The organism is Bradyrhizobium australafricanum (assembly GCF_020329495.1).
Classification (GTDB): Bacteria; Pseudomonadota; Alphaproteobacteria; order Rhizobiales; family Xanthobacteraceae; genus Bradyrhizobium; species Bradyrhizobium australafricanum.
Genome location: NZ_JAGKJL010000041.1, coordinates 74270 through 80696, shown reverse-complemented (window position 1 = coordinate 80696; position 6427 = coordinate 74270). Strand labels below are relative to the sequence as shown.

The window sequence follows — 6427 nt, the reverse complement described above, 5'->3', positions numbered from 1 at the left end:
AACCTTCCGGCGACCACCCCTTTGATCGGCTCTGCAAGCAGCGCGGCATCCAGCATCGCCTGACCAAGCCTTACCACCCGCAGACCAACGGCCTCGTCGAACGCTTCAACCGGCGTATCGCCGAAGCCATTGGCCGCGAACAAAAGCGCGGCAGCGCCCGGCGGACCTTCATCGACCATGCCGATCGCGACGCCTTCATCGCCAAGTTCGTCCACGACTACAACCGGACTCGCCTCAAATGCCTCGGCTACCAGGCCCCGATCCAGGCCGTTGCTAAACTCACGGGACTGAACACGAAGGCAGGGACGACACCCAATATGGGTCGGCGTTTGTGGGTCATACCTTCGCTTAGGGCGTCAGGCCTGCACGATTTCGCCGTCCAGCAGGGGCAGATGCCTGATGCGGCGCACGACTAGGATGGCAACTGCCGCGGTGGCGATCGGTGCCAGTTGCAGGCCGTTGGCGCCCGCAGGTACCATGGCGAATGGCGTCAAATAAAGCGCCGCAAGGGCGATGCGTTCATAGGGCAGCCAGCCCTGTGCAAGCGCCTGCGCGATCAGCCACGCGCCCGGGATCGCCAGGATCACGACCTCATAGTTGCCGAGTGACGGCACGCACAGGCCGGTCATCGCCACCATCAGCGCGATCTCGGCGGCGCCGCCGGGACGTTTTCGCAGCACCAGGACCAGGACGGCGATCGCGATCGCGGCCGCGGTCACCTGGACGAGCCATGCCGTGCTGCTGGATCCGCCGGCCAGCCTGACCGCGGCATAGGGACTGGCGAACTTCTCGAAACCGGGTCCGCCGCCGAGGCTCCAGGCGCTTGCCTCCGGCAGAACGGCAACGAACTTGATCCACGGATCGATCCCGAAGGAGGCGGTGGCCGCCAGCACAAGCACGAGCGTCGTTGCGGCCGCAGCAGCCAGCGCGCGCCAGCGCCGCGTGAGGATCAGCACCAGCGGCGCAAGCAGCGCGATCTGCGGCTTGTAGCTGAAGCAGCCGAGCAACGCGCCGGCGATCACCGGGTAGCGGTCCAGCGTGACGGCCGATCCGCCGAGCAGGGCCGCCGAGAACAGCGAATTCTGTCCAAACAGCGCGCACACCCACACGGCGGGAAAGGCGAGCGCGGGAGCGACGGAGCCGCGCTCGAGCATGGCTCTCACCGCGGCTGCATAGGCGGCGCCGGTTGCGAAGATCCAGATGACGGCCGCCGTTGCAAAGGGAACCAGTGCGAAGGGCAGCCAGAACAGCAGCGACGTCGGCGGGTAGAAGAACGGTGCGTAGGTGTGCTGACCGAGCACGGCGGCTACGGCGGCGCGGCCTGCGTCGCCATAGGCGTCGCCGGCGCGGCCTTCGAGCGCGAGCTTCGCCGCGGTCCAGAACGCCGCGAAATCATGGCCGACATCCATCGTCGGCGCAGCCCATGGGATGATCGCGATGCAGGCGATGAACAGGACGAGAAATATGCGGGTGAAGGCGGTGACACGGTCAGCCGTGAGCCAGTCGGCCTCACGCAGCGCGGAGACCAGCACGCCCGCGCCGGACTGCGGTGAATGCGCGATTGCCGTCTGCGGCTGACCTGTGGACGCATTCGGGCTTCGGTTGATGGTTGCGCGCGGCATCGCAGCGCCATGACCTGCGTCATCCGCTGCGAGGTGACGCGCGGCGTCATCCGCGAAGGCCACCCTGTGTCCCTCGAGGTCCGACTTTTGCGACATCGGCCGCTTCATCCCAATCGCGTCGTGCACGCGCAACATTTGGATCAAATCGTCTAAGGTTGCGTAAACCCGATCGTTGCAATTGGCCGCGGCGCAATCAGAACCGATGATCGACATTGCCCCTTGTCCGCGGCCTGTCACGCCGGGCATGGTAAATGAACCCGCAACGCCGGCGGCAGCATGCGGCGATCTACGGTCAGGTTTCATCGCAAATGGCGATATTGCAGCAGTTCGGCCACGACATCTGGATTGCCGGGGGGCCGAACCTTGCGATCGTCGGGTTTCACTATCCGACCCGGATGGCCGTCGTCAGACTGGCGGACGGTGCCCTTTTCATCTGGTCGCCGGTCCGGTTGACGGAGCAATTGCAGGCCGGCGTCAACGCGCTCGGCCAGGTCAGGCACATCGTGGCGCCCAACTCGCTGCATCATCTGTTCCTCGCCGAGTGGAAGCAGGCCTATCCTGCCGCTGTGCTCCACGCCCCGCCGGGCCTGCGCAAGCGGCGCCGTGACCTCGGCTTCGATGCCGATCTCGCGGATGGGCCGAGCCTCGACTGGGCCGGACAGATCGATCAGGTGGTGATGCGCGGCAACCTGATCACCACGGAGGTGGTGTTCTTCCATGTCGAAAGCGGCACCGTGCTGTTCACCGACTTGCTGCAGCAGATTCCTCCCGAACTGGTCTCGGGTTGGCGCGCGACGATCGCGAAACTCGACCTGATGGTCGGGCCGGAGCCGTCGGTGCCGCGCAAGTTCCGCGTTGCCTTCACGGGCCGCCGTGCCGCGCGTGCGGCCTTACAGAGGATTCTGGCGTGGCCCGCCGAAAGGGTGCTGATGGCCCATGGCACGCCAGTCGAAAAGGATGCGCCGGCATTCTTGCGCCGCGCCTTCGCATGGCTCTCGGCGTGATGATTTCATCGCTGATGTGGCGTCGTTGCGGATCAACCGCCTGAACGGAAATGCCGCGGCGAATGCCGCGTTTCGCGCCGGATCAGCCGGCGGAGGGTCGAGGGCTCGGCATATCCGACCTTGCCCGCGATCTCTTCGACCGACAGGCGCGTGGTCTCTAGCAACGACCGCGCCGTCTCGATCCTGATGCGTTGCACGAATTGAATGGGCGACACGCCACAGATCGACTCGAGCCGTCTGGCAAATGTCCGCGGCGTCAGCGCGACGGCGGTGGCAACGTCTCCGACCGTGAAGTCGCGCGCGATGTTGCTGCGCACCCATTTCTCGGCCCTGGCAACCTTGGGGTCCTGGCTGGCAAGATAATTGATCGCCATGAACGGCGCCTGCGAATGCCGCTCGCCAAGCAGCAGGTAGTTGGCGCAGCCCTTGGCCAGCGCCGGGCTGCCGAAACGCGTGATTACCGCAAGCATCAGGTCCATCTGCGCCATCGCCGCGCCGGCGGTTGCGATCGGCCAGTCGGCCACCACCATCCGCTCCGTCATCAACTCGACATTCGGATAGCGTTGCCGAAACAGCGGCGCGAACCACCATGTCGTGGTCGCTCGCTTGCCGTCGAGCAGGCCGGTCTCCGCGAGCAGGAAGCTGCTGGCGCAGGACGCGGCGAGCATCGCGCCGCTCGCGAACGCCGTGACCAGCATGTCGCGGGCGTGCCGACACGCCGGTGTCGCCAGCTTCCGCTCCAGTGCATCGGCCGACGCCGAGCCGAGCCCCGGAACGATGACAAGGTCGGCGCCGCGCAATCGGGCGGCGCGCCGCCTCGGCCCATAACGCAGCGTCGTCACCTCGAAGCGCGCGCGCTTCGACGTACTGATCCGGTTGGCGGTGGCCAGCACGTCGTGGGTGATGGCGGCCGCTGACGCGAGGCAGCCGTCGATCTCGACAACCGCAATCCTGGTCATGTCATAAAATCCGCGATCAATGTCATTTTTGACACTAGCTGCCGGGCCGGAAAATCGCAACTCTGACGCCGAGACGCTGCCGATCTCGATCAGGAGGACCGCCGATGCCGAACCGGCCGATGACCCAGGACGATCCGCTCGAGGATTTCGAGCGCCGCCTGATTACCCTCGATGGGTCCGGCAAGACCGTCCATGTTGGCGGCGCAGGTCCTGCGGTGATCGTGATGGCGGAGATGCCGGGCATCAGCCCGCATGTGGCGCGCTTCGCCCGCTGGGTTCGCGATGCCGGCTTCACCGTCTATATGCCGTCGCTGTTCGGCCGCGACGGCGCCGTCGCGAGCGCTGAGGAGGGCGCCGCGGTGTTTCAGCGCGCCTGCGTCAGTGCGGAGTTTCGTGCGATGGTCGCAAACCAGTCCAGTCCCGTGACGCAATGGCTGCGCGGGTTGGCGCGATTTGCCCATGGCGAATGCGGCGGTCCCGGTGTCGGGGCCATCGGGATGTGCTTTACCGGCAATTTCGCGCTCACCATGATGCTGGAGCCATCGATGCTGGCGCCGGTGCTCTCGCAGCCGTCATTGCCATTGAACGATCCGGCGGGGATCGAGATCGCGCCGGAGGAGGTCAGGGCGGTCCGCGAGCGGCTGGAGCGCGAGGACCTGACCGTGCTGGCCTATCGCTTTGAGGGCGACAAGTTCTGCATGGCGCAGCGCTTTGCGGCCTATCGCGAGGCGCTCGGCGACCGATTCATCGGGCGGGTGCTTCCCGACAGCGCGGCGAACCGCGATGTGCCGCCGTTCTTCCGGAATTTCGTCACGACACCGCACAGCGTCGTGACGGTGCATCTGATCGACGAGGCCGGCCAGCCGACCATCGCGGCTCGCGATGAGATCCTGGCGTTTTTCCGGCAGCGGCTGTCACCCGTGAGCGGATGAGCCCGGCCGATCGAAATAAGCGAATGCGGCGCTCGTCAGGCCGCCCAGCAGGGACCAGAACACCAGACTGGTCAGCGTGACGGCGACCACGAACTGATGCGACAGGGACGAAGGCACGCTGGTCTCGACATGCTCCAGCTCGGGCGCGCCGATCAGATGCGGCAGCATGATCAGGACCACGCCGGCGATGGCGGCCGGCATCGAGCGCCGGAACACGATCAGCCCGAGGCCGGCTGCGGTCGCCAGCACCGCCGTCACCCACCAGATCTGGCGCGAAAGCAATGGAGCGGTGGGGACCCCCGGCAATTCAGGCGGCAGTCCGAGGCCCGGAGCGATGGTGAAGACGGCGAAACCGGCGAGGCCCCACATCAGGCCTTCATGCCACGAGATCTGCTCGCCGGTCGCGCCGCTGCGAACCGCGAGGAAGCCGCAGAGCAGAAGCGCAAAACCGATCGCGGTCAGGATGTTTGCCCCCGCGGTATAGACGTTGCGTTCCAAACCGTCGCGCGGCTCCCAGGCCTCCGCGCCATGATCATGATCCGCATGATCATGGACGAGGATCGCCTGCGGTGGCGCGGCGGCGTCGTGCTTGTGCGTGGCCGCCTTCTCGTAGACCTCGGCCCTGAGGATCAGGGGAACGGTGCCGAACTGCTGGACCGCCGTGACGATCAGGCCGACGATGAACCCGGCAATGACCGACGAGAAGACGATCGAGCGAAACGTGCTCATGCCAACGAGATCAGTGGCAGGGGAAGGCGTTGGAATGACGCACGTCATGCGCGGCGTTGTGGATCACGTCGATGTGCGAGAAGCCGACCACGCCGACGATGAACAGGCCGAGCGTCATGGCTATCAACGACTGCGCAAGCCGTCCGACCTGTCGGGTAGCGATCGGAAGATGCGTGACCTGAGCTTGAGTAACCTGGGCTTGCGCGGTCTGGGACTGGCTCATGGTCGTTCTCCACATTCGATTTGATCGGCTTCTAGCAGCTTTCGGGTGATGTCGCGACTGGTAAGATGCAAATTTGTTCCAGGGGGAATGCGCTTGCGCTCGATCTTGGCGCGTGCGGCTGCCTTGAAGGCTGGTTCAAACCGCCTGAAATGGGCGAGGCATGCGTCCACCGTCGGGTCGATGCCAAGCAGCGTGCGAAAGGCGCCCCGATGCACCGCGCAGATAGCGCGGTGCTCCGGCACGGGAAAGACCAGCGAGGCGATGTCGGCGCGCCAGTGCGCGTCACAGCTCAAGGTGCCGTCGCCGGCAGGGGCTCGGTCAGCGTCGGATGGTGAATTCATCCGGACCTCGCCGCGATTCCCATTTGGCCTGTTCGAGCTCCGGGCGGTCGCACTCGGTCTGGGGGTAACCGATGCAGAGATAGCCGATAAATTTCCAGGAGTCCGGGATTTCCAGAACGCCATGAATGCGATCGGGATTGAGGATCGACACCCAGCCGATGCCGATGCCTTCGGCGCGCGCGGCAAGCCACATCGAGCAAATCGCGGCCACCACGGAATATTCCGACGTCTCCGGCATCGTCGCGCGGCCGAGACCGGCGCCGATCTGGTCGGCCTTCTCGGCAAACACGGCGAGATGTCCCGGCGCCTCCTCGAGGCCCGATAATTTCAACGCGGCATATTTTGTGGCGCGCTCGCCCGAATAGGACCGCAGCGCATCGGCGTTGCAGGCCTTGAAGTCGTCGATGACAGCGCGGCGGCGTGCCTCGTCGTCGACAATGACGAACCGCCAGGGCTGGCTCAGGCCGACCGAAGGCGACAGGCAGGCGATCTCGATCAGCCGCTCGATCGTGCCATCCGGCAGCGGATCGGTTCGGAACCGCCGCACGTCGCGCCGCCACACGAACAGTTCGTGCAGTTGCCGGCGAAACGCATCGTCGAATGAGACCATTGCGGGG

General features: G+C 65.6%; 9 protein-coding genes. 3 read left to right on the top strand and 6 right to left on the bottom strand.

Annotated elements, in window-relative coordinates:
- On the top strand, window positions 1-416 hold a 416-nt coding region (locus J6525_RS30500), incomplete at its 5' end, for an integrase core domain-containing protein (RefSeq protein ID WP_225647454.1).
- Here J6525_RS30500 and J6525_RS30495 read toward each other — a convergent pair.
- Complete coding sequence (locus J6525_RS30495; RefSeq protein ID WP_225647452.1) at window positions 357-1718, bottom strand: glycosyltransferase family 87 protein; 1362 nt, start codon at window positions 1716-1718, stop codon at window positions 357-359. The two genes, J6525_RS30500 and J6525_RS30495, sit on opposite strands and share 60 nt — an antisense overlap.
- Before the next feature lie 212 nt (window positions 1719-1930).
- Here J6525_RS30495 and J6525_RS30490 point away from each other — a divergent pair, with 212 nt between their 5' ends.
- Complete coding sequence (locus tag J6525_RS30490; protein ID WP_225647460.1) at window positions 1931-2626, top strand: DUF4336 domain-containing protein; 696 nt, start codon at window positions 1931-1933, stop codon at window positions 2624-2626.
- A 32-nt stretch (window positions 2627-2658) separates the two neighbouring features.
- Here the strand turns inward: J6525_RS30490 and J6525_RS30485 are convergent, their stop codons facing one another.
- Window positions 2659-3585 carry a GlxA family transcriptional regulator gene (locus J6525_RS30485; RefSeq protein WP_225647451.1) on the bottom strand — a complete coding sequence of 309 codons (927 nt, stop codon included), beginning with the start codon at window positions 3583-3585 and terminating at the stop codon, window positions 2659-2661.
- Window positions 3586-3689: 104 nt separating this feature from the next.
- Between J6525_RS30485 and J6525_RS30480 the strand changes: the two genes are divergently transcribed.
- Window positions 3690-4517, top strand: a complete 828-nt coding sequence (locus J6525_RS30480) for a dienelactone hydrolase family protein (RefSeq protein ID WP_225647450.1) — start codon at window positions 3690-3692, stop codon at window positions 4515-4517.
- Here J6525_RS30480 and J6525_RS30475 read toward each other — a convergent pair.
- Genes J6525_RS30475 through bluB form a run of 4 tightly spaced genes read right to left on the bottom strand, consistent with a single transcriptional unit; the run spans window position 4500 to window position 6420 of the window.
- Window positions 4500-5246, bottom strand: coding sequence for a CbtA family protein (locus J6525_RS30475; protein ID WP_225647448.1), 747 nt, complete (start codon window positions 5244-5246; stop codon window positions 4500-4502). The genes J6525_RS30480 and J6525_RS30475 overlap by 18 nt on opposite strands.
- A gap of 10 nt (window positions 5247-5256) precedes the next feature.
- Window positions 5257-5469, bottom strand: a complete 213-nt coding sequence (locus J6525_RS30470) for a CbtB domain-containing protein (protein ID WP_141339884.1) — start codon at window positions 5467-5469, stop codon at window positions 5257-5259.
- On the bottom strand, window positions 5466-5810 hold the full coding sequence (locus tag J6525_RS30465) for a hypothetical protein (RefSeq protein WP_225647446.1): 345 nt from the start codon (window positions 5808-5810) through the stop codon (window positions 5466-5468). The genes J6525_RS30470 and J6525_RS30465 overlap by 4 nt, the downstream gene beginning before the upstream one ends.
- Window positions 5788-6420, bottom strand: coding sequence for a 5,6-dimethylbenzimidazole synthase (gene bluB, locus J6525_RS30460; protein WP_225647456.1), 633 nt, complete (start codon window positions 6418-6420; stop codon window positions 5788-5790). The genes J6525_RS30465 and bluB overlap by 23 nt, the downstream gene beginning before the upstream one ends.
- Window positions 6421-6427: the final 7 nt, after the last annotated feature.

What these genes read in the sequence shown, in the direction of transcription:
- J6525_RS30495 (WP_225647452.1), bottom strand. Translation starts at nt 1,718, where the DNA reads ATGTCGCAAAAGTCGGACCTCGAGGGACACAGGGTGGCCTTCGCGGAT.
- J6525_RS30490 (WP_225647460.1), top strand. Translation starts at nt 1,931, where the DNA reads ATGGCGATATTGCAGCAGTTCGGCCACGACATCTGGATTGCCGGGGGG.
- J6525_RS30485 (WP_225647451.1), bottom strand. Translation starts at nt 3,585, where the DNA reads ATGACCAGGATTGCGGTTGTCGAGATCGACGGCTGCCTCGCGTCAGCG.
- J6525_RS30480 (WP_225647450.1), top strand. Translation starts at nt 3,690, where the DNA reads ATGCCGAACCGGCCGATGACCCAGGACGATCCGCTCGAGGATTTCGAG.
- J6525_RS30475 (WP_225647448.1), bottom strand. Translation starts at nt 5,246, where the DNA reads ATGAGCACGTTTCGCTCGATCGTCTTCTCGTCGGTCATTGCCGGGTTC.
- J6525_RS30470 (WP_141339884.1), bottom strand. Translation starts at nt 5,469, where the DNA reads ATGAGCCAGTCCCAGACCGCGCAAGCCCAGGTTACTCAAGCTCAGGTC.
- J6525_RS30465 (WP_225647446.1), bottom strand. Translation starts at nt 5,810, where the DNA reads ATGAATTCACCATCCGACGCTGACCGAGCCCCTGCCGGCGACGGCACC.
- bluB (WP_225647456.1), bottom strand. Translation starts at nt 6,420, where the DNA reads ATGGTCTCATTCGACGATGCGTTTCGCCGGCAACTGCACGAACTGTTC.